Below are 25,288 nucleotides of genomic sequence, written 5' to 3' on the forward strand. Positions count from 1 at the left end.
TAAATTTTGTTCTGAAATTTTCTGTGAAAAATTCTTATAAGAATTTAAACTCTATTTGTTTTGCCCGGATGGTGGAATTGGTAGACACGCTAGGTTCAGGGTCTAGTGAGGGTTCCCTCATGCAGGTTCGAGTCCTGTTCCGGGCACAAAACAAAATATCTCCTCATCGTTTTTATCACATCTCCTGCTGCCAAAATTTCATATTGATTAATAATTTATAATCAACACCTAAAATTTGTTGAAATATATTTTATTGTTATACTTGTAATGCATTTTTCAGATCGATAATAGGGGAAATTCCTGATCTTACAATTCAAACAAACACATCGCAATGCAGTCAATTCATTTGAGTATAAATTGAACTTTTGTATTGGAGTTCAAATACAAACTATATCACAATCATTAAACTTAAGGGAGATAAAATGTCATATTCCAGGTTCTTATTGTCCAACATTTTATTAATTACTTTTTCAATGCTTGCACTCACAGGATGTGGTTCTGAAAGTGTGAACAGTTCAGGCATACTCGGTAAATTGCCTTCACTTGCAAACAATGGCGTTTCAAAAATGACTGAACTGAATGAAGATCTTAAAAGCTCACAGGAAAGTATGAATGCAAGTGGTTATGCTGATACAAAAAAAGAAATGGATGAACTTGAAAATTCTTGTGAAGCTGATATGAAAGCTTTTATTACTGAAAAAGGAAATTTTGAAGTTCCCTGTTTTGAAGAAGGCGACAATGGTAAATTTACTTTAAAAAATGTGGTTGTAACCGGCGCAACCTTGAACAAAAAAAGTGCACGATTAGGTATGCTTCTTAAATATGAATCAAAAGCTGATTACCCGCGTGAGACCTATTTTGCTCACGGTTATTTTATCGATAGTAAAGATCAGGTAATTGGGGAAAAGGTTGTTTTTGCTTCAAACAGAGGTGAAGTTAAAACCGGTCAGATAGTTGAGATGAACGGATACTATGATGGACTGGAAAATCTTGGTGATGCTGTAATGTTGAAATTAATTTTTGGAAACCCGTACGAAAAAAAATAATGATTTAATTCATGTTACTTATAAAGCCGGAAATTATCCGGCTTTATTATTTCAGTCTGACCTGATAATCTTTAAGTACTGTATTGCCTGAACCTTTAATGATTTCATTTCCGAATTCAATGCTGCTTAAATACTGATCTGTGCTTATGTAGCTATTCATAACAAGATAATCCATGAAAGACTTAATGTTTGTGGAATCAAGATCGGATTGATTTACTTTTAAAAAAGCATGATAATCCCACGTACCATTGTTGCCTGAATAAAAATCATAATCCTGATTTCCTATATTTAATCTTTCAACGAACGAACCCGCCGGCTGTTGACCAATATATTTTAACCAGATCATTATTTCACTCTTAATATTATTTTGAGTTGGTGATTCAGAATCGGTAATCCATATATCATAAGCCAGGTTTCCTTCACCAAAAATGTCAGTTGAACATTGAGAAGCAGAGACAACACATTCTGTAATTTCCTGAATTTTTTTTGGAAGACTTTCTGTGGTAGAACTTCCTCCAAACGGTTTCAGTCCGAAAATGATTTCCGGATAGGCTTTTACATTGTTAGTTACATCCGGCCAGGACCATTGCCACTGAAAGATTGTGGAGGTGTCATTTTTTATAACTCTGATACATTGCTGGTAATTTGTAATACTGCCTTTTCCCCAGACGTTATTCTGTAACATCATTTTATTTATCGTGATTTCAGCGTTGTCTGAACAACTTACACTATCAATTGATAATTGCGGAGGAACTATTGGCTGGCTGGGACTATCCTTACTGCATCCGGCATAAAGCGCGGATAAAAAAATGAACAGTAATAAATTTTTTATTGAAATGAATTTCATACTAATATCATCTTATTCGATTTATATTTACCTATAATTTTAATTTCTATCTGCAAACTAAGAAAAAAATGAAAGGGTAGTACATGGCGTCAAAAATTTTTGATAAAGCAAAAGAGCAGGCTGAAGCACTGAAAAATAAAATATCAGATATCGGAAGTGAGTTTTGGGACAGTGAAAAAATTTCCATCATCCAGGAATTTAAAGAAAGTGGAACTGACAAAATTAAAGATGTGGTAAAAGATTTAAATCAGTCTTCTGAAATTTTCAAGAGAGGTGGATTTAAACTTACTGAAGTTGAAGTGACACTGGGATTGCCTCCGGAAATTGTAGTGCTTTTCGATGCGCTGGAAAAAGTAAGTGACGAGGAAAAAGAAATCCTCGTAAAAGAATTGGAAGGACGAAGGATGATACTCCTTGTGCTAAGCAGTTTGTTTAAAGCCAGAAGTTTTTTTGAAGTAATCAAGTTTGGTGAATACAAACTTCAGCAGGTGAAAATATCTCTGGGACTTACGCCCGGGATATCTATTATTTTTTCATAGTCAGGCGACTGATGAAACTTTAAATGGTACATCGTTTAATTCAATGGAAGGATTTTTCTCCTTAAAATAATTTAATGACCATTCACTCGTAAATAATATCACTGTTCTTTCATCCGAATCCGATGCAAATGCAGCACCTGCAGGCAGCAATATATTTTTTTGTGCTTCGTCATTTATTTCAGGGGAGAGCCATCTCAACACCTTCCAGTTAGTCTGTTCAAGCCTTGATTCAGCCCCGTATTCACCCTCTAATCTGTATTGAACAACCTCAAACTGAAGCGGTCCTACTGCACCGAGCAATGGAACTTTCTGGTAAGAATTTTTTAAATAGAATGCTTGGATAACTCCTTCCTGCAGTAACTGTTCCAGTCCATCTCTGAATTTTTTATAGTTAGATGGATTTGGATTCTGCATAAACACAAAATACTCAGGTGCAAATTTTGGTATCTCATCATAAACAATTGCCGGATCTTCTGTTATTGTATCACCGATTCCAAAATTTGAATTGCCAACAAATCCAACTATATCACCGGCGTATGCTTCATCTACGGTTTCCCGTTCCTGTCCGAAAAGTTTTTGTGAATTTGATAGTCTTATTTTTTTACCGCTTGCCGTATGTGTTGCCTGCATGTCCCGTGAAAACTTCCCTGAACAAATCCTTAAAAACGCAATCCTGTCCCTGTGCTTGGGATCCATATTTGCCTGTATCTTAAAAATAAATCCTGAAAATGTTTCGTGATCAGGTTGAATTATGCCGCTGGAACTGGTTCTTGGTACAGGTGGTTGTGCATATTCGAGAAAACTATCCAGCAGCAACTGAACACCAAAATTATTTTTTGCACTACCGAAAAACACAGGAGTCAGTTTTCCCTGCAACACTTCTTCGGGATGGAATTCTTCTCCTGCTGAATCAAGTATATCAATCTCCTCAACAAATTTTTTATAATCATCATCACTCATTCTATCCCTGATCAGTGTATCATTAACCGTATGAATTGAAACCGGTGCTTTATATGCACCGCCGGTTGTTCTCTCAAAAAGGTGTACATCTTTTTTTAACCTGTCGAACACTCCCATAAAATTAATTCCGGTACCAATTGGAAAGTTCATTACAAAAGCGCCTATCTTAAGTACACTCTCAAGCTCATCGATAAGTTCAAGCGGATCGCGGCTTGGTCGGTCAAGTTTGTTCATAAATGTGAAAATGGGTATCTGTCTTTTACTGCATACTTCAAACAACTTTCTTGTCTGGGATTCAATTCCTTTTGCAGCATCAATCACCATCACAACAGCATCAACTGCGGTTAGTACACGGTAAGTATCTTCAGAAAAATCTTCGTGTCCCGGTGTATCGAGTAGATTAATTTTAAATCCTCTATAGTCAAACTGAAGTACAGTTGAACTGATTGATATTCCTCTTTTCTTTTCAAGTTCCATCCAGTCAGATGTCGCTGATCTTTGGTTTTTTCTTGCCGTAACTGATCCGGCTAACTGCAGTGCGCCTCCGTACAGCAAAAATTTTTCAGTAAGTGTGGTCTTACCTGCATCGGGATGAGAAATAATCGCAAATGTTCTTCGTTTATTAATTTCTTTAATATTACTCATTAATTTCTTTCAGTTGAAAAATGTCTATTATCAGGTAAAGATTGAAGGGATGATCTAATGGAAGAAAGTTCTTACCGAAGCAAATCTGAACTGCGCTAATCCGATTTTATTTTGTATTACAATTTTCAAGTGTTTTTATAACTAAACCAGTATGAATTTTTTGTCGCTGCAAAAATAGTTAATTTAACAACCCAAACAAAGCTTGTATCATTGAGTAAAATGGTTTTATCCACCACAAAAGAATTTAGCATTGAAGCTGCCTATGACTCAGCCTTGAAATTTGCCGGGGATCACTATGAAAACTTTCCCGTAATCTCATTTTTTGTTCCGAAGAAACTAAGAAAACATGTCGCAATAATTTATTGGTTCGCCCGCACAGCAGATGACATTTCAGACGAAGGGATTCTTAGTGATGAGGAAAGAATTTCCGGACTGGATAAATTCAAGGAAGAATTTTCTAAGTCATTAAGCGGTGATTTTGAAACTGAATATCATGCAGCACTTGCAAATACAGTTGACACAATGAAATTGAATCCCGACAATTTCTATAACCTAATATCTGCTTTCCGGCAGGATGTAACAAAGAAGCGATATAATTCATTTGATGAAATATTGGATTACTGCAGGCGCTCAGCGAATCCTGTTGGCAGACTGATTCTCGAATTATATAATATCCGGAATGAAGAAGCATTTTTGTATTCCGATAAGATTTGTGCAGCTCTCCAGCTTGCTAATTTTTATCAAGATATTAGCATCGACCGGCAAAAAGGAAGACTATATCTTTCCCTGGATGAACTAAGTGAATATTCAGTCAATGAAAATATGTTTGAGTTCAAAGAAAATAGTCTTAACTTAAAGCAACTTTTAAAGCACAATGTTGATCGTACTGAAAACATGCTTTATGAAGGGAAAGAATTATTAAAGTTTCTTAAAGGCAGACTTAAGTATGAAATTAGCTGGACAATTTTAGGCGGTCTTGAAACTTTAAATAAAATAAAAAAGATCGATTATAATGTGCTTAACATCAGACCGGTTTTATCAAAAGCAGATTTTCTGAAATTATTAATTAAGTCATTTTATTTTTAATGATGGATTCAGCAAAAAATATTGCAAAGGAAAGTAAAAGCAGTTTCTATTATGCTTTCAACCTGTTGCCCGAAGAAAAAAGAGATGCAATGAATACCGTCTATGCTTTTTGCCGGAAGACCGATGATATAATTGATGAAGGTTTTGAATCAACCGATTTTAAATTTGAAAAGTTAAGACGATGGCGAATAGAATTTGAAAAAGCGTTTAACGGTAATTCCGAATATCCGCTGCTGAATAAACTCGGCAGAACAATTTCAAGATTCAACATACCGCTTGATCCGTTCTTTGAATTAATAAAAGGAATGGAAATGGATCTTCAGAACAACAGGTATAAAAGTTTTGATGACCTTCAGCTTTATTGCTACCGTGTTGCTTCAACAGTAGGATTAATGTGTATTGAAATTTTTGGTTATAAACATCCAAGCACAAAAGATTTTGCAGTAAACCTTGGCATTGCACTTCAGCTTACAAATATTTTAAGAGATGTAAAAAAAGACGCTGAGAAAGGCAGAATATATTTGCCGCAAGAAGATCTTCATAAATTCGGATACACAGAAAATGACTTGATGAATCTCACATACAATCCTGAGTTTACAAACCTGATGAAGTACGAAGCAGAAAGGGCTAAGCAGTATTTTGAACTCGCTACATCTAATCTGAATCTTGATGATAAAAAAACGATGTTCGCCGCAAGGGCAATGCAGCATATTTATTTTAAGATGCTTGAAAAAATTGTTGCAGCTGAATATGATGTGTTCAACAAAAACATAAAAGTTTCCAAGTTTGAAAAGGTCGGTATAGCAGTTGGTGTTTGGGCGAAATACCGACTTGTATACTAATGAAAAAATGTATTGTTATCGGCGGTGGATTCGCCGGACTTTCCGCAGCTTCCTTCCTGTGTTCCAAAGGATTTAAAGTAAAACTGATTGAAGCATCCCCTAAACTCGGAGGACGTGCTTATTCGTTTAACGATAAAGCTACCGGAGATGTAGTCGATAACGGGCAGCATATAATGATGGGCTGTTATTCTGAAACTCTATCTTTCCTGAATTTAATTAATGCTGAAAAGAACTTTGAATTTCAAAAAAATCTGAAAATTAATTTTGTTACTGAAAATGCTGATATAATCGAATTAAAAGTACCGGCAATCCCTTATCCAATTAATTTAATGATTGGACTTCTGCGCTATAGAGCAATTCCCTTAAAAGACCGATTAGGAATAATTAACTTTTTTATCTCACTGTTTTTCACAAACACAAATTCCTTAAATAATAAATCGGTACTGCAGTGGTTAAGGGGAAAAAAACAGACTGAAAAAACGATACAATCATTGTGGGCTATCATTGCTATCGGTGCACTTAATACAAATCTGGAAAAAGCTTCTGCCAGTATGTTCGCGAATATTTTAAAACAGATTTTCTTAAAAGGAAATTTTAATTCTACAATAATTCTTCCTGCAACGGGATTAAGTGAATCATACGTAAAATCTGCTTCCGATTATATCTTGTCGAATGGGGGAGAGATTAAAACATCTGAGCAGGTTGATACAATTGAAGTAGTAAATGAAAAGGCACATGTTATAAAAACTTCATCCGGAATTGAAAAAGATTTTGATTTTGTCTTATTTGCGGTACCTCACTTTGCACTAAATAAAATTACCGGCGCAGATGAACTGACAATGATTGAATTTGAATACTCACCAATACTGACTTTCCATGTATGGTTAGAAAATAATAATCTTGAAAAAACGTTCTATGGTCTGATAGGATCGGAATTACATTGGGTATTTAACAAAGTTACTCATCTTACAATCGTGATCAGCGATGCCGGTCATCTTATAAAAAAAGAAGATGACGCGTTAATTCAAATTGTGAAAAGAGAACTGAAAAAATATTTGAACATTCATGAAAGTGATGTTAAAAATATCCGGATCATTAAAGAAAAAAGAGCAACATTTGTTCCTTCAAATAAAATTGAAAATGGGAGACCTTCAGCAAAAACAAAATTAAAGAATGTTTTCCTTGCCGGTGATTGGACAAACACAAATCTTCCATCAACAATTGAAAGCGCCGTACTCAGCGCAAGGCTTGCCGTCGATGAGATATTATTGCAGTAAAAATAATAAACTTCAAAAATCTTCTTCACTAATCAGGTAACAAAGGATTGCCATAGCCGAGACGCCAAGTTCAAATTCGCGAGGATGCACTTCTTCAAATACATCACTTGGTGAGTGATGAATATCCATATATCTCTGGTCATCCGGTATATATCCGATCAATGCTTTTGTTTTTTTGAGTCTGGAAATATCAGCACCACTGCCGCCTTTTCGTATCCAGTCTATTGATGATAACTCGAGAAGGGGAAGCCACTTTTGCATATTGGAAATCGCTTCTTCATTATTTTCTATTGTGAAACCAACCGGTGTGTATGCGCCGCGGTCTGATTCGATTGCCGCTATATGATTTATGTTTAATGAATCAGTATAACGCGCATATTCAATTGATCCTCTTGATCCATTCTCTTCATTTATGAACAAGACACATCGCAATGTTTTGCTTAGATTTATCTTATTCCGTTTTAAAAGATCAATAACCTCTATCGATTGTATACATCCGGCTGCATCATCGTGTGCGCCGTCCCCAACATCCCAGCTATCAACGTGACCGCTTACAAGAATAAACTCATCAGGATTCTTAGTGCCTCTCACATCACCAATGACGTTATACGATAATTTGTCAGGTAATATTCTGCAATCAAGTTTTAACTGAACTTTAAGATTTACTTCGGCTTTAATTAACGAACTCAAAAAATCCGCATCAACCTGACCAATTGCGGCTGCGGGTATTTTAGTGATTGTATCTCTGTATGCAACTACACCTGTGTGTGGTACATTATCATATTTAGTTGTAACTGATCTGATCAGAACTGCGATTGCACCGTATTGGGCTGCTTCAATAGCACCATAAACTCTTTGATTGATCGCTCCTCCGTAACCGGCGAATGTATTCAACTGACCCTGATCTAACTCCCTGTTGAAAAAAACAATTTTCCCATAAACATCTGCGGCACTTTTCTCAAGTTCCTCGAAGTTTCTTAGTTCTATCACTTCGGCTGTAATACCTTCAGGAGGTGTCGCAACACTTCCCCCGAGGGTAAGTATGTTCAATGAAAAACCGTTATTGATTTTTGAATTAACAATGATAGCTTCCTCAGTTGTTCCTCTTTCCCAGTGTGGCACCATTACAGGCTGAAGCCACACTGTATCGAATCCGATTTCTTTCATTTTCATCTCTGCCCATTGAATAGCTTGCAATGATTGTGTCGAACCACTCAGGCGGGGACCGATCTTACAGAATTCCTCAAGCCATTTGTAACCGCGTCTTTCAATTAATGCTGAACGAACTAATTGTTCACAAATTGATTTATGTTTTTGAATTAATACAGAATCCGTCTGGGCGATATTCATATAAGATTCATGAACATCTTTCACTCTGAAACCTGATGTCAGAAGTGTGATCATTAAAATTGTAAATATGTGGAGTGATTTCATTTAATGGGCTCTCATTTTTTTTGATTCCAAATTAATTCCAAATCCAATCAAGTAAAAATGTTGAATAAACCTACACAAAAAAATATTTGTTGTTGAATTAGTCAATATATGTAGGTAGATTCATATGCAGATAATTGAGAAAAGTATTTTTCTATTGCGATGTACATTATAGCTCATCATAGAACCTTCGATAAAGAATTGACCTGCAAATTACAGTTCAGTAAAATAATCATAAATAAATATGTTAAACTTATAACTAAGGGGTTAGTGTATGGATAATGCAAAACTTTCACTCGATGGAAAAGAGTACAATCTGCCGGTTGTTGTTGGTTCGGAAGGAGAAGTCGGTGTTGATATTTCTCAGTTGAGAAATCAGTCAGGTGCGATTACATTGGACAGCGGCTATGCTAATACAGGCTCATGCCAGAGTTCAATCACTTTTATAGATGGTGAAAAAGGAATACTTCAGTACCGTGGTTACCCGATTGAAGAACTTGCTGCAAAATCAAAATTTGTAGAAGTGTCATATCTCCTCATCTATGGTCACCTGCCAACGCAAGCGGAACTTTCCAAATTTCAATATGATCTTACTCATCATAGTCTTATTCACGAAGACATGAAAAAATTCTTTGAAGGATTTCCGCCTACAGCCCATCCAATGGGAATCCTATCTTCAATGGTAAGTACACTATCAGCATTTTACCCTGATAGTGATTTCAAGACTGATGTGGAAATTAATATCGTAAGACTTTTGGCAAAGCTGAAAACGATTGCGGCATTTTCTTATAAAAAATCTGTTGGTCAGCCTTATGTTTATCCAAGAAACGATTTAAGCTACGCAGCGGATTTTCTTCATATGATGTATGCTGTTCCTTCTGAGTCATACCAGGTTCCAAAAGTTCTTGAAGAGGCACTTGACCTGCTATTAATTTTACATGCAGATCATGAACAGAATTGCAGTACATCAACTGTTAGAATGGTAGGAAGTTCGGAAGCTAATTTGTTTGCCTCAATCTCTGCAGGTATTTGCGCTTTATGGGGACCATTACATGGCGGCGCAAACCAGGAAGTATTAAACATGCTTCAACTCATTCAAAATGACGGCGGCGATTATAAAAAGTATGTGAACAAAGCTAAGGACAAAGCTTCCGGTTTCAAATTAATGGGTTTCGGTCACCGTGTTTATAAAAACTTCGATCCGCGTGCAAAAATACTTAAAGCCTCTGCTGACAGGGTTCTAAGTGAGCTTGGTGTAAAAGATCCGCTTCTAGATATCGCAAAAAATCTTGAAGAGATTGCTCTCAAAGATGAATTCTTCATTGAACGGAAACTCTATCCCAATGTTGATTTCTATAGCGGAATAATCTACAGAGCTATGGGTATTCCTACGAATATGTTCACTGTGATGTTTGCGTTGGGTCGTTTGCCCGGATGGATTGCTCAGTGGAAAGAAATGAGAGAAACACCCGGCGTAAGAATAAACAGACCAAGACAAATATTTACCGGTTCTGTTAAAAGAGAATATACAACGATAAATAAAAGATAAAATTTGATAAATAAATTATAATTTAAGCGTGCGTTTATGCACGCTTTTTTTTTAATATGAATGCAAAAGAAATAATCAAAATATTAGAACTTGAAAAACATCCCGAAGGCGGATACTTCAGGGAAGTTTACCGTTCACGGGATGAAATTGATTTCAATAAACCCGGACAATCATTTGAGGGTAAAAGAAACATTTCTACTTCAATTTATTTTTTGCTTGAAGGGAATGATATTTCAAAGCTGCACAGAATTAAATCAGATGAGTTGTGGCATCACTATTCAGGAAGTTCAGTACGATTATTTTTAATTGATCTTAACGGAAATATCTCACAAAAAATTTTAGGGAAAAACATTCAAGAAGGAGAATTGTTTCAGTTGACGATAGATGCGGGGTTATGGTTCTGTGCAGAGCCTATAAATAAGGATTCTTATACGTTGGTCGGTTGTACAGTAGCTCCCGGTTTTGACTTCAAGGATTTTGAACTTGGAAGCAGAGAACATCTCTTAAAAATTTATCCAATGCACAGGGAATTGATTGAAAGATTCACCTGAAAATTGTCCATCAAAAAATAGTTGATAAAAATTTACCTTAACTCATGTCAAACTTTCATTTAAGTTGCACCTGTAAATATTGTTTAATACAAGATTTCAGGTTGAATATCATACTTAAATTATCTAATTTTTTCACCCGAAAAACAAATTATAGGAGAGCTATCGGATATTTTCTACAATATTTAATTAATGTAAAATAGCTTTCAGGAACTCTTATTATCTACAACCGAAAAAATCTTGTTCGCGAGAGTATCCGCATCACTATACTTTGTGCGGTGGTGTTTTTTGCTGCCATAAATGTCGGCTTCAAATCATACAGCTCATCACAAGTTAACAAATCTCTCTGGATAGATGCCTGGTTCAATTACACAAGGCAGCTCAATAGTCTCAGTCTGTCGCAGTCCGGATTAGATTTAGCTCAAACTCAATCCAACGAAGGATTTCAATCCCCAAAATCGAATTCAGTTTTCTTTTCACCCCCCGATTCAATCATAAATGAAAAAGATGGACTGAAAGAAGTCCTGACGGATTCTATGAAAATTGTGGATTCCATTCTGTCAGCAGCGGATACCGTAAAAGTTGACTCAATGGCTCTTGATTCAACCGCGAGGTTAGAGCAGTTCCGGTATCAAAGAAATGATGACCCTGTTGTTGGATTAAAAAAGAAAAGAGGTAATTCATTTTTTGCTGAACCTTCTGACAATATGAAGGTAAGGTCAATAAAGATAGATTCAACCGGACAATTTGTAGAGATAACAGAAAAAATAGGCGGACAGCAAACTAAAGTATTATTAAGAATGCCGATTGAAGAATATATTGAACTCAGGCTTGCGCTAAAGGAACGTGAAAGCTGGGAGACTCTTGGTTACGCTTATGAACTTAAATCAAATGTAAAAGGTCTTGGTGACCTAATAAAAGATATAACCGATTTTGAAATTCCGCTTCCAAGTGTTGGATTGCTGAGCATTTTCGGTACACCAAAAATAAGTTTGAAAATCGGCGGTGCGGTTGATATTCACGGTGCCTGGCGAAGCGAGACAACAGAAGGTGTTACAGCTTCAAGACTCGGTAATACACGAAATGAACCTGACTTTAAACAGCAGGTTCAGATAAATGTAAACGGAACGATAGGTGATAAACTTAATATTACCGCTGACTGGAATACCGAACGTACGTTCGAATACGAAAACCAGTTAAAGCTAAAATACACCGGTTATGAAGATGAAATCATTCAAAGTATTGAAGCAGGAAACGTATCATTACAAACATCTCCGTTAGTCGGCGGAAGTGAGGCTTTGTTTGGTATTAAAGCTAATTTTAAAATGGGTCCGTTAAGTCTTACCACAATTGCATCTCAGAAAAAAGGTGAAGTAAAAGAAGTTTCAGTTTCGGGTGGTTCTACTTCAGCGGAGTTTAACATCAAGGTAACAGAATATTCCAAGAACAATTATTTTGTTGATGGTATTTATGCCGATACATCCAACGGCAGAAATTATTTTAACAGGTATTACGGTAATGCAACACCGGATATTGATCCATCTGTTAGAATAGTTGATATAGAAGTTTGGAAGTCAATTACCACGAGTGTTATTGATAAAACAAAAGAACGTAATGGTAATGCTTACATAACATTAGCTCCGATGTCTGCTCAGAGTACTACGCAGTATCCTGACACACTTCGCGATGATTTTGTTAATCCGATACCGGGCCTTGAAGAATCTGCCAGATTTCTTCTGTTGACAAGAGACATCGATTACAAGCTGCATGAAGAAACAGGCTATATAACTTTTCTAACCCAGATACAGGAACAGGATGTAATAGCAGTTGCTTACCGTACTCCGACTGAACGTTATGGTGAGTTTATTGCAACCGCCACAACCGATTCACAACGCTTAGTACTAAAACTAGTCAAACCTAAAAGTCTGCTTCCGCAATACACACAGGCATGGCAGTTACAATTAAAAAACATTTATCCTTTGAATGCAAGAAACCTAAAGAGGGACGGTTTTAAGTTTGATATTAAATATGAACAGGAAGGCTCCGAGCCGGTTAACAGTATAAATTCCGTTCCTTTATTAACGGCTTTTGGATTAGATTTAATTAATTCTAGTGGTCAAGCCAACAGGGATGATGAGTTTGACTGGAGACCCGATATAACAATTATTCCTGTTACAGGCGAGATTATATTCCCCGTACTTCAACCCTTTGGATTGAACATGCCTGGATCCTTGGATACTTCATACAGGTTTCAGGATATTTATGAAGTACAACCAAGTATTGCCAGACAAAATAAAACTAAAGATAAATGGGTCTTAGTAGGTAAAAGTTCTGGTGATGCAACATCAGTATATCAGCTTGGTTTTAATATTGTTGAAAACTCGGTTCGTGTCAGACTAAATGGAAGAGAACTTTCTCCCGGCATTGATTACTCAGTTGATTATAACACAGGACAGTTAACTTTAAGAAACAGTGAAGCCACTTTACCAAATGCTGATCTGAAAATCACATACGAACAAAATGATTTGTTCCAGCTCGCTTCAAAAACACTGCTTGGTGCGCGCGGCATTTTTGATTTTTCTAAAAAAACAAAACTTGGTTTTTCTGTTCTTAACTTGAATCAACAAACATTAAGTGATAAAGTAAGGATTGGCGAAGAACCGCTGAGTAATACAATTTACGGTGTCGATTTTGAAACTGCTGCCGACTTACCATTTGTTACAAAAGGTCTTGATAATATTATTTCTACGAGGGAAATGTCGGCATTCACCATTAAAGGTGAATATGCTTATATGAACCCTGATCCAAATACAAAGAAGAGCACAATTGCATCCGATCAGGGGAAAAGCATTGCATACATAGACGACTTTGAAGGAGCTAAAAGAATCATTCCGGTTGGCGTTGCTTATACTTCATGGAGAGATATAAGTCCTCCATTGGGGATAAACATGTTTAATGGTTTTAGCCCGCTGGAAATGATGGACTACAAAGCAAAAAGTTTCTGGTTTACCGAGACTCCATCAAATGTAGTTGTATCCGATCTTTACGGAGATAGAAAAAAAGTTGCAACAACAGATCAGCAGATAACTGTAATGGACTATGTGTTTGTTCCCGATACACCCGGTACTTACAATTATTCCAACACAATATCACAGAAAACTGATTCTACCTGGGGTGGAATAATGAAACCCCTTTCATCAACCGCAACAAATTTGATTGAAGAAAATATTGAGTTCATAGAGTTCTGGCTTCAGATAAATGCGGCACCGCAAAACACACAAATGTATATCGATCTTGGAAGAATAAGTGAAGACGTTATCCCAAATAATAAACTGAACTATGAGGATCTTGACCAGAACGGTGCTATTACAACTGAAGCCGAAGATACCGGTTTAGATACGTTATTGGATGACAGGGAAAGGGCGCTTTACGGAAGTACAAAAGGTGATCCAAGCGGTGATAATTTTGAATTCAGAGGAAGCAGCCAGGTAACGGATATCTTTGATTACTTTAACATAAACGGTACACAGGGCAATGCTGTTCTGACTGACCTTGGAAGAATCCCAGATACAGAAGATCTTAACCGTAACTCAACACTTGATGTAGTGAACAGTTATTTCAGGTATGCAATTCCACTTGATACCGTTGCAGCTAACAATCCATATATCGTCGGCGGCGGTGAAAAACTGAATGGACAGCCAAGCTGGTATCTTTACAGAATCCCTCTTAAAGATACATCGTCCCTATTTGGTAATCCTGATCTTTCAACTGTTGAAACTATAAGATTATTTTTCAATGGAATTAATACTCCGGTACACATCAGGATGACAGAATTTAATCTTGTTGGTAGTCAATGGCAGAAACTTATTAAAGAGGATAGTGTTCTTGCTGTCTCAGTCATCAACAGAGAAGATAATCCGCAGTATACAAGTCCTCCCGGAGTTTTTCCTGAACGCGACAGAAGTAAACCGGATGAAGAAGTTTATGGAAACGAGCAGTCATTAAATCTTATCATTACAGATCTTGAACAAAATGATAAACGTGAAGCAGTAAAATATTTATTCCGTCCGCTTGATCTGTTCAACTATACTGAAATGAAACTCTTCATTCACGGCGATGTTAATGGTAATTCAATAGCTGATACCACAATGGCAGGGAATTACCGTGCAGAAGTTTATTTCAGGTTTGGCGGAGATACTAATAACTATTATGAATACAGGCAGCCTGTAAAACCTGACTGGAACGAGATTAGTATTCTATTCAGTGAATTGACTACAATTAAACAAGCCCGTGATTCTGCAAATGTGGTCACAAGTATTCCTGTTGAAGGGCAACCGGGACATTTTTACAGAATACTTGGAAATCCCACATTGACTTCTATTAAATACCTTACAGTAGGAATTAAAAATGTAAGTGATTCAACTGATCCTACTCCTATTTCCGGTGAAGTCTGGGTAAATGAATTAAGAGTGATAGGAGCCGATGATACGCCTGGATATGCCTATAGTGTTTCCACGTCGTTTAAACTTGCTGATCTGATGACTGTGAGTTTGAATATGAGTCACACCGATCCCTATTTTCATAAACTAGCGGACAGGTTTGGTTCGAGGGTTGAATCGAGGAATTGGAGTGTCAATACTGATCTGAACGTTTTAAAATTACTTCCGGTTAACCTGCCTGAAAGTAATTTGAGAATAAATTATTCGCATACTGAATCTGTAGGTAAACCGCTTTATATCCCTGGAACCGATATTAAAGTTGACGCTGCGGCAGATCAGCTTAGAAAAAATCAATCAGATACTTCAAGATCAAGTACAAAAACTCCTGAGAATCTTGTTTCAGAAACACAAACGATTAATATTCAGGATACATGGTCGGCCTCAAATATTAAATTGAAAATACCTTCGACGCACTGGCTGGTACGTGATACGTGGAATGCTATCACACTTGGTTTCAATTACAATAAATCATTCAGCAGAAATCCTACAACTGAATCAAGTAAAAACTGGGTATGGAATGCGACAGTCAATTATGGTTTAAATTTAAGCCCGACATACAATTTTCTACCGGTTGATATTCCAGTACTCGGAACTCCTTTTGCGTTATTAACTGACTACAGTGGACTTAAAATTTATTACTTGCCCCAAAGTTTTAATTTATCAGTCACCGCAAAACGAAACAGGAACACTAACACTACAAGAGCGACGAATATCGGCGGATCACAGACAACTGTTTCAAGAGACTTCACTACATCAAGGACTTTCAACTTTGTATGGAAGATGACAGAAGGCGGATTTTTAAACCTCACGACTAATTATAACCTTACAGTCAATTCTACTTTGGCTTACCTTGAAACAGATGCGCAGGGACAGCAGCGGGGTGAAGGTGATATATGGAAAGATATTTTCACAAGAGTATTCTTCGGTCAGGATAATCAATATCAGCAGAGCATTGAATTCCGAACGGCACCAAAGCTTCCAACGCTGTGGGACCTAAATAAATATTTCTCAGTCACAGCGGGATACTCAGCCGGTTATCAATGGAGTTTTGATACAAGGCAGCAGGATCTCGGAAGAAGTGCAGGCTTTACCAACCGCTCAAATGTTGGGTTAACATTACGTCTTAAATCATTAAGTGCACCGCTGTTTGCTGAACCTAAAGAAGATTTAAATAAAGTTCCACCGCCAAAAAATCAGACGCAAACTCAAACACAAACTCCGAACAGAAGAGGACGTGACCGGGATATTGGGCAGAACCAGTTGCAGACGGAATTAAAAAATCCTGACTCATTAATTGTTAAAGATAGTTTGCTTATACCTTCTGATTCATTAGCTGTTCAGGATTCACTTGAAATTGATAGGACTCCTAAAGTTTCTCCTATTACTAATGCTTTGAATTTTCTTAAAACTTTTGCGAGAGTTGTTCTGTTTGATTACGAAACTATTTCAATCAACTTTACAAATGATAATAGTTTGTCAAAGTCAGGCATTTATGGAAAAGGTACAGGATTCTCAAACTTCTGGGGAATTACTTACAATGAAGATAATGGTCCGACACGCGGCTTTATGATTGGCTTGAGTAACGATGTGGGAAGACGTGCCGCAAACGCAAATCTCAACGATGCATTCCAGCAAAAAAATAATCTTGACTTCAGGACCTCCAGACCACTTTGGGAAGGAGCAAAAATAGATCTTACCTGGAAAGTCGGATGGTCAATGAATAAGTCAACTACATTAACTTCAGATGAAAACGGGGATGTAAGAGTTAATTTCATTACAGCTTCTGGAACTCTAAACAGATCATTCCTTTCGTTGCCGCCATCATTGTTTTTAAGTGTGTTCAATAGCGGTATTAAACGAGTGCAGGAACTTTATGATCCTACAGCACCAAATACTACTGAAAATTTGTCAAACGCTTTCATACAAGGTTTCGAGAGTCTTCCTCTGCTTTCTAAACTCGGATTTTTAAGCGATGTAACAAAGTATATTCCACGACCCAACTGGAGAATTACCTGGGATGGACTTGAAAAAGTTTTCATCTTTAAATCCATTGCAAAACGTGTTTCACTTGATCACGCTTATCAATCAAGTTATACTGAAGGCTGGAAGATAAATCCCGAGGGAGTTCAGGAAGTTCAGTCACAAAAAATTGAATATGGATTTACTCCGCTTGTTGGACTGAATATTACATTCGGTGAATTGTGGGGCGGTAACCTGACAAGCAATATTAAATACTCAGCCCGTACAAATTATGATCTTGGTATAACCACAAAGAATATTACAGAAACATTTTCACGCGATATTGGTATTACAGCCGGATATTCAAAACAGGGATTTGAACTTCCATTGTTCGGAGTGGCGCTTAAGAATGATATTGAATTCAGCTTATCATATACGAGCACAAAAAATTCAACCGTAAGGTATGAAATGGGTCAGAATTTTAGTGAAGAGGGAACTCCGACTGATGGTACTATCAGGACGACCATTGAACCAAGAATCAAGTATACTATCAGTTCAAAAGTAACAATTTCAATTTTCTATAAACGATCCTCTGTTGAGCCTGAAGGTGCGGCAAGAATTCCGCCCACAACAACAAATGAAGCGGGACTCGATGTTCATATTGCGATAAATAATTAATAAGTAAAATTGTATTATTTGAAGGATTAAAGAAAAGTACTGACGATGATAAAACAAAAAAAAATATTATGGGTCGATGATGAAATTGAATTGCTTCGTTCGCATATCATCTTCCTTGCTGAAAAAGGATTTGGTGTAGATACAGTAACGAATGGCGAGGATGCAGTATCGCATGTCAAAGAAAATAATTACGACCTGATCTTCCTTGATGAGATGATGGCTGGTATGGGTGGTCTTGAGACGCTTGGGAAAATTAAAGATCTTAACCCTAATATTCCGGTCGTTATGATAACCAAAAGTGAAGAAGAATCCCTGATGGATGAAGCTATCGGTGGAAAGATAAATGACTATCTTACAAAACCTGTTAACCCGAGCCAGGTACTACTTGTATGCAAAAAAATTCTTGAAGGCAAAAAAATCTCCGGTCAGTATGCGGCTAAAGATTATCTGCAGGACTTTAATGAAATATCCCGCGCGTTACTCGACAATCTTTCTTATGAAGAATGGATAGACATCTACATAAAAATGGTCAACTGGGATGTTGAACTTGATACACATTCCGAAATTGATTTACGTCAAACGCTTAATGATCAAAAACGTGAAGCAAATAAAGAATTCTCACGCTTCGTTGAAAAAAATTATATGCAGTGGCTTACATCAAAAGATCGGGATGTTTCACCTATGCTGACAAATGAAATAACAGAAAAATATGTGATGAAGCATCTGAAAAATTCAGATAGTCCTGTATTTTATTTTGTGATTGATTGTCTGCGTCTTGACCAGTGGTTAATAATGGAAAAACACCTGGTCGAACAATTCAGAATAGAAAAAGATTTTTATTTTTCAATACTTCCTACTGCAACACCATACGCACGGAATACTTTATTCAGCGGTCTTTATCCTTCAGAGATTGAAAAAATGTATCCGCAATACTGGCATAACGGCGACGAAGATGAAAAAAGTATGAACAGATATGAAAAGGAATTACTGCAGTTACTGCTCGACAGGAAAAGAGTAAAGCTTAAAAATGAATTGAAGTATATTAAGATCATTGATCCTGAAGTAGGAAGGAATTTTGAACAGAATATTCTATCTTATCAGAATACTCATCTCACAGCGGTGGTAGTTAATTTTCTTGATATGATCGCGCATGGTCGTTCTGATTCAGACTTGCTAAAAGAAATTGCACCTGATGAACCGGCATACCGTTCATTAACTAACAGCTGGTTTACACATTCATCACTTCTTTCAACTTTTAAAACACTGGCAAAACTAAATAATGTTAAAATAGTAATCACAACAGATCACGGCAGTATTCGTTCACTCAGAGGCGCAAAGGTACTGGGTGACAGGGAAGCCTCGCCAAATCTGCGTTTCAAATACGGTAGAAATCTTAAAGTTGATGAGAAGCATGCTGTATTTGTAAAGAATGCATCTGACTATATGCTTCCCAAAAGAGGTGTGACAATAAATTATATTATCGCTAAAGAAGATTACTACTTCGTGTACCCGACAGACTATCATAAATATCTTACTTATTACAAAGATACATTTCAGCATGGCGGAATATCTCTTGAAGAAATGATACTACCGGTTATCACTATGGAACCGAAATAGTGAATCTGCCTTTAAAAAAAATAATCACTGCTGAATCTGAAACAATTCAACTTGCAAAAGAATTTGCAGGAATAATTCAGCAAGGTGATGTAATTGTACTTAACGGAAATCTTGGAACCGGAAAAACTTTTTTCATAAAACATGTTCTGATGACTTTTGGAATTAATAATGTAAACAGTCCGACTTTTGCTATAGTGAATGAATACCGTAACTCAAAAACATTTTTTCACTTTGATTTCTATCGTATCGAGAAGAGAGAAGAACTTCTGGATATCGGTTATTACGATTACCTGAATGACAGTGAATCACTTACTTTTATTGAGTGGGGTAATCTGTTCAATGAATTACTTCCAGCAAAGAAGTATGAGATAAATATCGAAATGAGTGAAAACGGACAGAGAGAATTTACGATTGTGAAATATGAATAACGCTAAACCAATATTGGCAATTGAAACCTCTGGCAAAATTTGCGGTGCATGTTTGTACTTCAATGAAGAAAAATATTTTGAACAGAAAATTACCCTTAAACATTCGCACAGTGACAAAATATTTGAAGTCGTTGAATCAGTTTTAAGAACAGGGAATACAGAGTTAAATGAAATTGATGCAATTGCAGTTTCAGCGGGACCAGGCTCATTCACAGGTTTGCGTATAGGGATGTCTGCAGCAAAAGGAATAGCATTAGGTTCTGGTCTGCCTTTAATTCCGGTTCCGACATTTGAATCACTTGCATTCCAGATTGCAGCTATTCTTCCTGAAAACACAGAATTTGCTGTTGCAAACAAAGTTAATTCTGAGGAATTATATTTTGCCCGTTTTCAAGTTAGTTTGAATAGTTATATATTTGTACACGATTTGAGTGTAATAAAAAAAGAAGAACTTCCAGAACTGACAAACAACATTTTGATTTTTGGTGATGCCGGGAAAAAAGATATTTCTGTGCCGTCGCCTGAAGCAACAGCAAAATGGTCAGTAAAATTCGGAAAAGATCTTCTTACATACGATTACGATTTTTTAGAACCTAATTACATTAAAAATTTTATTGTTAAAGGAAAGTAATATGATAAGGAAAATGTTTTTATCGATTTTACTATTCACTTCTTTTGTATTTCCGCAGATTGTCGGACCAAGAGTTTCAGTTCAACTAATAGAACATAATTTTGGTGATATCGTACAGGGACAGATCGGTTCACACAGTTTTAAAATTTCAAATGTAGGCGGAGATATACTAAAAATTTTAGAAGTTAGACCAACCTGCGGATGTACCGCCGCTCAACCCGATAAAAAAGAATTAACTCCTGGTGAAAGCACTTCAATAAAAGTTGAATTTAATTCAGCCGGAAGATTAGGTGTGCAGGAAAAGTATGTTCTTGTTAAAACAAATGACGAACAAAATCAGGAGATAAGACTTAAGCTAAAAGCTAATGTTATTAAAGATGGGCAGGTCGAGAAAAGTCTCACAATGCTGCCAGCAATTAAATTTTATGATACTCAGTTTGATTTTGGAAAAGTTGAAGAAGGAAAAAAAGTTCAGCATACATTTTCATTTTCTAATCTTGGACAGGGAAAATTGGAAATTAAAGATATTGTAACATCCTGTGGTTGTACCGCTGCATTGGTAAGTGATAAAGTTCTTGAACCCGGACAGAACGGTACTTTAAAAGTTGAACTTGATACCAGCAAACGCTCAGGTAAAATGAGCAGAACGGTCACTGTAAAAACTAACGACCCTAAAGAACCGAATAAAGTTTTAACAATTTTTGCTGAAGTACAGAAAGTGAATCAATAATGCCCTGGTTTAAACGTTCCAAATCCAATATTTCTCCTGATACTCAGAAAAAAGAATTGCCTGACGGACTGTGGGAGAAATGTCCGAGCTGTAATGAAATCATTCATAAAAAACAGCTTGAAATAAACTTGTGGACTTGTATCAAATGCGGCTATCATTTTCGGATTGGAAGTGCTGAGTATATCCAGATAATGATAGACCAGGGAACCTTTAAAGAGATGGATAAAAAGATGAGATCCGCTGATCCCCTTGAATTTGAGGATACAAAAAAATATTCTACAAGAATTCCTGAGACCATAAAAAAAACCGGATTATTTGATGCAGCAAGAACCGGTATTGGAAAACTAAATGGAACCGAAGTAGCGTTTGGATGCATGGACTTTCAATTCATCGGCGGAAGTATGGGTTCTGTAGTTGGTGAAAAAATTGCTAGGCTGACGGACAAGGCGATTAAAAACAAATGTCCGCTTATTATCATTTCTGCCAGCGGTGGTGCGCGTATGATGGAAGGTGCTTTTTCATTAATGCAAATGGCAAAAACAAGTTCACGTTTAGCAAAACTTGCTGATGAAAAAATCCCGTATATATCAGTTATGACTGATCCTACTACCGGCGGTACGACCGCAAGTTATGCAATGCTTGGTGATGTTCACATTGCTGAACCTCAGGCTTTGATCGGGTTTGCAGGTCCCAGAGTTATTAAGCAGACAATCGGAAAAGATTTACCAAAAGGTTTTCAGCGGTCGGAATTTTTACTTGAGCAGGGATTTGTAGATATCGTTGTTCCGCGAAAGGAATTAAAGAGTACGGTATTTAATGTTCTTACTATGATGAGTTGAGGTAGTCATTAAGATCGTTTCAAGTGTTGAAGAGATTCAAAGCATCTGTTCAAAGAAAAAAAAGGATGGGGTAAGAATCGGTTTTGTTCCAACCATGGGCTTTCTTCACAAAGGTCACCTGTCATTAGTAAAAAGAGCAAAAGAACTAACTGATTTTACCGTTGTTTCTATTTTCGTTAACCCGACTCAGTTCTCGCCAAACGAAGACCTCAACAAATATCCGCGTGATATTGATAATGACAAACGACTATTAGAAAATGAAAATGTGGACCTGGTTTTCATTCCGGAAGCGAGTGAAATTTATCCGGAAAATTTTCAGACTTATACCGAAGTATCAAAAATCACCAGACAACTTGAAGGTGAATTCCGTCCGACTCATTTTAAGGGAGTAACGACAATAGTCAATATTCTATTTAACATCATTCAACCCGATGTTGCTTTCTTTGGACAAAAAGATGCGCAGCAATCTGCAGTGATTAAAAGAATGGTGACAGATTTAAAACTTCCGATTCAAATTGAAGTTTGTCCTATCGTTCGTGAATCGGATGGTCTGGCGATGAGTTCAAGGAATGTATATTTATCAGAATCTGAACGGCTGGACGCATTAGTACTCTCGCGTTCATTGACATTTGGAACTAATCTCATAAATAGCGGAGAGAGAGATAGTCAAAAAATAATTGACGGAATGACTACACTTGTAAATTTAGTTTCAACGTCAAAACTTGAATACATAAAAATCGTCAACGAAAAATCATTTGAGTTAGCAGAAGTGTTAATCAAAGGTCAGAGTTATTTTTTACTAATCGCGTGCTGGATTGGAAAAACAAGGTTGATAGATAATACTATTATTTCGGTTAGTTGATATTTGGTTCTCTGTTTAACTGGTAAATTCTGTTGGCACCGTGAAGCACAAGATACGGTTCAAATGTATATGGGTGTTTGATATGATTAAGCAGTGCTTCGGCGTTTCCGCCGGTAACATATAAATTTATTTCGCCGGCTTTTAAATCTTCCCTAATGTACCTGATTATTTTTTCAAGTAACCCAATCGTTGAATTTATAACACCGCTTATAATTGCTGTGTCAGTGGATTTCCCGATTAATTCACTTAATGCACCGGCAGTTCGAAGTGGTAATGCAGCAGTCTTTGTATGTAAAGATTCAAACATCAGAGAAATTCCGGGAGAAATTGTTCCTCCTATAAATGCATCAGGTCCTTTTAGAATATTTATAGTCGTTGCTGTGCCGCAATCCATTGTTATTATAAAATCCGAAAGTGAAATCGGTACTTTGTCGGACTGAATTGACAAAGCCCCTTTTACAGAACATAACCTGTCATTTCCAAGTGTTAATGGAGTATCGTAGTCGATTTTCAGACCTGTAGGTTTATCAGCTGAGATGATGAATGGTGCTATTCCTTTTTCATTACATAATTCTGCTATCAATTTAGTTTTGATATTTGAAACACTGCTTATGCAAACGGCTTCAACATTTTCTTGAAGAGAGATATTTTTAATTTCAGTTTCACCTGAAAAAATATCTGTACTCATTAATTTGGTATCCTCAAAAAGACCGGATTTAATTCTGGTATTGCCGATATCAAAAACTAAAATCATCCCAGGCTCACATCACCGAAATGAATTTTTTCAATTTTGTTTTTTACTTTCAAAAGAAGAAATCCGTTTTCATCAATATCCTCAAATATTCCATACCTTGTTGCGTCGCCCTCTGTTATTGAAATTTTTTCACCGATCATATCACATCTTGATTTCCAGTCCTTCAAAATGATTTCGGATTTTTCAGGAATCAGATCAATAAACTCTTCAAAATTATTCAGGATTTCCGCAAGGAATTTTTCTCTTTCAATATTTTGCCCGGTTTCAGTTTTTATTGATGTGGGTTCAATATTAAAACTGCCCTGGAACAAAGTCTGGTTTACATTTACTCCAATTCCGACAACTAATCTTTCAATTTTATTTCCCTGTGAAGTAGATTCAAGTAAAATACCTGCGACTTTTTTCTTATTAATTAGAACATCATTCGGCCATTTTAATTCAGTTTTAAGCTGGTATAAATTTTCTATTGAAACAGCTACAGCAAGTGCAGCAGAAAAATTTATCAGATTAATATTATGGCTAATCAGATCTTCATTAGAAAATAAAACTGAAAAGGTAAGATTTAATCCTTTTGCGCTGTACCAGACCCGGTCTTTACGCCCTTTTCCTTTTACCTGTTTTTCCGCCAGTGCAACTGTGCCATCAATATTTTGTTTTTTATTCTTTACGAGCAAAAGAGAATTTGTTGAATCTAATTCTTCAGCGTAAATAAAATTTCTGCCAATGATTTCGGTGTTGAGTTTTATATCAAAGGATTCAAGTTCAAACAATTTTTCACCTTTTTATTTTAAAAATAGGATAAATAATTCAAAGTGTCAGTTTGTTTGTCAGAAATTTAATTCGTCTGACAATAAGTCTGAATAAATGTCAATCAATTATCATTGGCATTTACCGGGTTTTCACTTATCTCATTATAATATAATAAGTTACGACTCTGATTAATCTGATGGCACAATGGTTGAAATATTTCGGATGAATTGATGTAAAACAAAAAATAAAAAAATAGGAGTTGATAAAATGACACTGATAAAATTTGAACCGTTAAGGGAACTTGAAAACTTTAACAACAGGATCCAAAGATTTTTTGGTGAATTTCCAATGAGCAGTGAGTTCAGTCATTCATTCAATCCAAGGGTTGATATCTCCGAAGATGAAAATAATATTTTTATTAATGCTGAGGTACCCGGAGTTAAAAAGGATGACATTAAGATTTCACTTCAGGATAATATTCTTACTATCAGCGGAGAGAAAAAGAGTGAGACCAAAGAATCAAAGGACAAAAATTATTATAGGAATGAAAGAATATTCGGATCGTTCACAAGAAGCTTTACTTTACCCGAAGAAATAAATCCTGATAAAGTGGATGCAAAATTTTCTGATGGTATTCTCAATGTAACAATTGAAAAAGCTGCGCCAAAAGAAATAAGCCAGCGTTTTATAGATATTAAGTAAGTCGTTTTGTTCAGATGGAGCGGCAGTAAACCTGCCGCTATAATTTTTTAGAAATCAAAAGGAGAAAAT

20 protein-coding genes and 1 tRNA gene are annotated in these 25,288 nt (G+C 36.3%); 16 read left to right on the forward strand and 5 right to left on the reverse strand.

Annotated elements, in window-relative coordinates; translation table 11 throughout:
• The first annotated feature begins 62 nt into the window (after nt 1-62).
• Nucleotides 63-146: transfer RNA gene (locus tag IPM56_07105), tRNA-Leu, on the forward strand.
• 276 nt (nt 147-422) lie between these two features.
• On the forward strand, nt 423-1,046 hold the full coding sequence (locus tag IPM56_07110; GenBank protein ID QQS37713.1) for a hypothetical protein: 624 nt from the start codon (nt 423-425) through the stop codon (nt 1,044-1,046).
• A gap of 46 nt (nt 1,047-1,092) precedes the next feature.
• On the opposite strand, the gene IPM56_07115 is transcribed toward IPM56_07110, so the two are convergent.
• Nucleotides 1,093-1,893 carry a hypothetical protein gene (locus IPM56_07115; GenBank protein ID QQS37714.1) on the reverse strand — a complete coding sequence of 267 codons (801 nt, stop codon included), beginning with the start codon at nt 1,891-1,893 and terminating at the stop codon, nt 1,093-1,095.
• An 83-nt stretch (nt 1,894-1,976) separates the two neighbouring features.
• On the opposite strand from IPM56_07115, the gene IPM56_07120 reads away from it, so the two are divergent.
• The gene (locus IPM56_07120; GenBank protein ID QQS37715.1) at nt 1,977-2,432 is read left to right on the forward strand and encodes a hypothetical protein; all 456 of its coding nucleotides are present in this window, start codon (nt 1,977-1,979) and stop codon (nt 2,430-2,432) included.
• On the opposite strand, the gene IPM56_07125 is transcribed toward IPM56_07120, so the two are convergent.
• Nucleotides 2,433-4,037, reverse strand: a complete 1,605-nt coding sequence (locus tag IPM56_07125) for a peptide chain release factor 3 (GenBank protein ID QQS37716.1) — start codon at nt 4,035-4,037, stop codon at nt 2,433-2,435.
• 219 nt (nt 4,038-4,256) lie between these two features.
• On the opposite strand from IPM56_07125, the gene hpnC reads away from it, so the two are divergent.
• The 3 genes from hpnC to IPM56_07140 are packed head-to-tail and all read left to right on the forward strand — an operon-like array spanning nt 4,257 to nt 7,242.
• Nucleotides 4,257-5,123: a squalene synthase HpnC gene (gene hpnC / locus IPM56_07130; protein QQS37717.1), complete on the forward strand. Its 867-nt coding sequence runs from the start codon at nt 4,257-4,259 to the stop codon at nt 5,121-5,123.
• On the forward strand, nt 5,123-5,965 hold the full coding sequence (hpnD, locus tag IPM56_07135) for a presqualene diphosphate synthase HpnD (GenBank protein QQS37718.1): 843 nt from the start codon (nt 5,123-5,125) through the stop codon (nt 5,963-5,965). The genes hpnC and hpnD overlap by 1 nt, the downstream gene beginning before the upstream one ends.
• The gene (locus IPM56_07140) at nt 5,965-7,242 is read left to right on the forward strand and encodes an FAD-dependent oxidoreductase (protein ID QQS37719.1); all 1,278 of its coding nucleotides are present in this window, start codon (nt 5,965-5,967) and stop codon (nt 7,240-7,242) included. Before hpnD ends, IPM56_07140 begins: the two co-directional genes overlap by 1 nt.
• 12 nt (nt 7,243-7,254) lie before the next feature.
• On the opposite strand, the gene IPM56_07145 is transcribed toward IPM56_07140, so the two are convergent.
• Nucleotides 7,255-8,676 (reverse strand): M28 family peptidase, encoded by a 1,422-nt coding sequence (locus tag IPM56_07145; GenBank protein QQS37720.1) that lies wholly within the window; start codon nt 8,674-8,676, stop codon nt 7,255-7,257.
• 271 nt (nt 8,677-8,947) lie between these two features.
• On the opposite strand from IPM56_07145, the gene IPM56_07150 reads away from it, so the two are divergent.
• The 9 genes from IPM56_07150 (at nt 8,948) to IPM56_07190 (ending at nt 23,013) form a co-directional block, all read left to right on the forward strand.
• A complete protein-coding gene (locus IPM56_07150) occupies nt 8,948-10,222 on the forward strand; it encodes a citrate synthase (GenBank protein QQS37721.1) in 1,275 nt (424 codons plus the stop codon).
• A 56-nt stretch (nt 10,223-10,278) separates the two neighbouring features.
• Nucleotides 10,279-10,773, forward strand: coding sequence for a cupin domain-containing protein (locus tag IPM56_07155; GenBank protein QQS37722.1), 495 nt, complete (start codon nt 10,279-10,281; stop codon nt 10,771-10,773).
• Nucleotides 10,774-11,306: 533 nt separating this feature from the next.
• Nucleotides 11,307-17,906 (forward strand): cell surface protein SprA, encoded by a 6,600-nt coding sequence (sprA, locus tag IPM56_07160; GenBank protein ID QQS38244.1) that lies wholly within the window; start codon nt 11,307-11,309, stop codon nt 17,904-17,906.
• Nucleotides 17,907-17,954: 48 nt separating this feature from the next.
• Nucleotides 17,955-19,523 (forward strand): bifunctional response regulator/alkaline phosphatase family protein, encoded by a 1,569-nt coding sequence (locus tag IPM56_07165; protein ID QQS38245.1) that lies wholly within the window; start codon nt 17,955-17,957, stop codon nt 19,521-19,523.
• Nucleotides 19,523-19,951: a tRNA (adenosine(37)-N6)-threonylcarbamoyltransferase complex ATPase subunit type 1 TsaE gene (gene tsaE, locus IPM56_07170; GenBank protein QQS37723.1), complete on the forward strand. Its 429-nt coding sequence runs from the start codon at nt 19,523-19,525 to the stop codon at nt 19,949-19,951. The genes IPM56_07165 and tsaE overlap by 1 nt, the downstream gene beginning before the upstream one ends.
• The gene (gene tsaB / locus IPM56_07175) at nt 19,944-20,582 is read left to right on the forward strand and encodes a tRNA (adenosine(37)-N6)-threonylcarbamoyltransferase complex dimerization subunit type 1 TsaB (GenBank protein ID QQS37724.1); all 639 of its coding nucleotides are present in this window, start codon (nt 19,944-19,946) and stop codon (nt 20,580-20,582) included. Before tsaE ends, tsaB begins: the two co-directional genes overlap by 8 nt.
• 1 nt (nt 20,583) lies before the next feature.
• Entirely contained in the window at nt 20,584-21,312 is a 729-nt protein-coding gene (locus IPM56_07180; protein ID QQS37725.1) for a DUF1573 domain-containing protein, read from the forward strand.
• The gene (locus IPM56_07185) at nt 21,312-22,151 is read left to right on the forward strand and encodes an acetyl-CoA carboxylase carboxyltransferase subunit beta (protein ID QQS37726.1); all 840 of its coding nucleotides are present in this window, start codon (nt 21,312-21,314) and stop codon (nt 22,149-22,151) included. The genes IPM56_07180 and IPM56_07185 overlap by 1 nt, the downstream gene beginning before the upstream one ends.
• Nucleotides 22,152-22,158: 7 nt before the next feature.
• Complete coding sequence (locus IPM56_07190) at nt 22,159-23,013, forward strand: pantoate--beta-alanine ligase (GenBank protein ID QQS38246.1); 855 nt, start codon at nt 22,159-22,161, stop codon at nt 23,011-23,013.
• On the opposite strand, the gene IPM56_07195 is transcribed toward IPM56_07190, so the two are convergent.
• Together IPM56_07195 and IPM56_07200 are read right to left on the reverse strand one after the other, a co-directional pair.
• A complete protein-coding gene (locus tag IPM56_07195; protein QQS37727.1) occupies nt 23,006-23,767 on the reverse strand; it encodes a type III pantothenate kinase in 762 nt (253 codons plus the stop codon). The genes IPM56_07190 and IPM56_07195 overlap by 8 nt on opposite strands.
• Complete coding sequence (locus IPM56_07200) at nt 23,764-24,537, reverse strand: biotin--[acetyl-CoA-carboxylase] ligase (GenBank protein QQS37728.1); 774 nt, start codon at nt 24,535-24,537, stop codon at nt 23,764-23,766. The genes IPM56_07195 and IPM56_07200 overlap by 4 nt, the downstream gene beginning before the upstream one ends.
• Before the next feature lie 247 nt (nt 24,538-24,784).
• Between IPM56_07200 and IPM56_07205 the strand changes: the two genes are divergently transcribed.
• The gene (locus IPM56_07205) at nt 24,785-25,219 is read left to right on the forward strand and encodes an Hsp20/alpha crystallin family protein (protein ID QQS37729.1); all 435 of its coding nucleotides are present in this window, start codon (nt 24,785-24,787) and stop codon (nt 25,217-25,219) included.
• The last annotated feature ends 69 nt before the right edge of the window (nt 25,220-25,288 follow it).

This window comes from Ignavibacteriales bacterium (assembly GCA_016700155.1).
GTDB lineage: Bacteria > Bacteroidota > Ignavibacteria > Ignavibacteriales > Ignavibacteriaceae.

Coding starts and splice junctions, on each gene's coding strand:
- IPM56_07110 (QQS37713.1), top strand. CDS start 423: ATGTCATATTCCAGGTTCTTATTGTCCAACATTTTATTAATTACTTTT.
- IPM56_07115 (QQS37714.1), bottom strand. CDS start 1,893: ATGAAATTCATTTCAATAAAAAATTTATTACTGTTCATTTTTTTATCC.
- IPM56_07120 (QQS37715.1), top strand. CDS start 1,977: ATGGCGTCAAAAATTTTTGATAAAGCAAAAGAGCAGGCTGAAGCACTG.
- IPM56_07125 (QQS37716.1), bottom strand. CDS start 4,037: ATGAGTAATATTAAAGAAATTAATAAACGAAGAACATTTGCGATTATT.
- hpnC (QQS37717.1), top strand. CDS start 4,257: ATGGTTTTATCCACCACAAAAGAATTTAGCATTGAAGCTGCCTATGAC.
- hpnD (QQS37718.1), top strand. CDS start 5,123: ATGATGGATTCAGCAAAAAATATTGCAAAGGAAAGTAAAAGCAGTTTC.
- IPM56_07140 (QQS37719.1), top strand. CDS start 5,965: ATGAAAAAATGTATTGTTATCGGCGGTGGATTCGCCGGACTTTCCGCA.
- IPM56_07145 (QQS37720.1), bottom strand. CDS start 8,676: ATGAAATCACTCCACATATTTACAATTTTAATGATCACACTTCTGACA.
- IPM56_07150 (QQS37721.1), top strand. CDS start 8,948: ATGGATAATGCAAAACTTTCACTCGATGGAAAAGAGTACAATCTGCCG.
- IPM56_07155 (QQS37722.1), top strand. CDS start 10,279: ATGAATGCAAAAGAAATAATCAAAATATTAGAACTTGAAAAACATCCC.
- sprA (QQS38244.1), top strand. CDS start 11,307: ATGAAAATTGTGGATTCCATTCTGTCAGCAGCGGATACCGTAAAAGTT.
- tsaB (QQS37724.1), top strand. CDS start 19,944: ATGAATAACGCTAAACCAATATTGGCAATTGAAACCTCTGGCAAAATT.
- IPM56_07180 (QQS37725.1), top strand. CDS start 20,584: ATGATAAGGAAAATGTTTTTATCGATTTTACTATTCACTTCTTTTGTA.
- IPM56_07185 (QQS37726.1), top strand. CDS start 21,312: ATGCCCTGGTTTAAACGTTCCAAATCCAATATTTCTCCTGATACTCAG.
- IPM56_07195 (QQS37727.1), bottom strand. CDS start 23,767: ATGATTTTAGTTTTTGATATCGGCAATACCAGAATTAAATCCGGTCTT.
- IPM56_07205 (QQS37729.1), top strand. CDS start 24,785: ATGACACTGATAAAATTTGAACCGTTAAGGGAACTTGAAAACTTTAAC.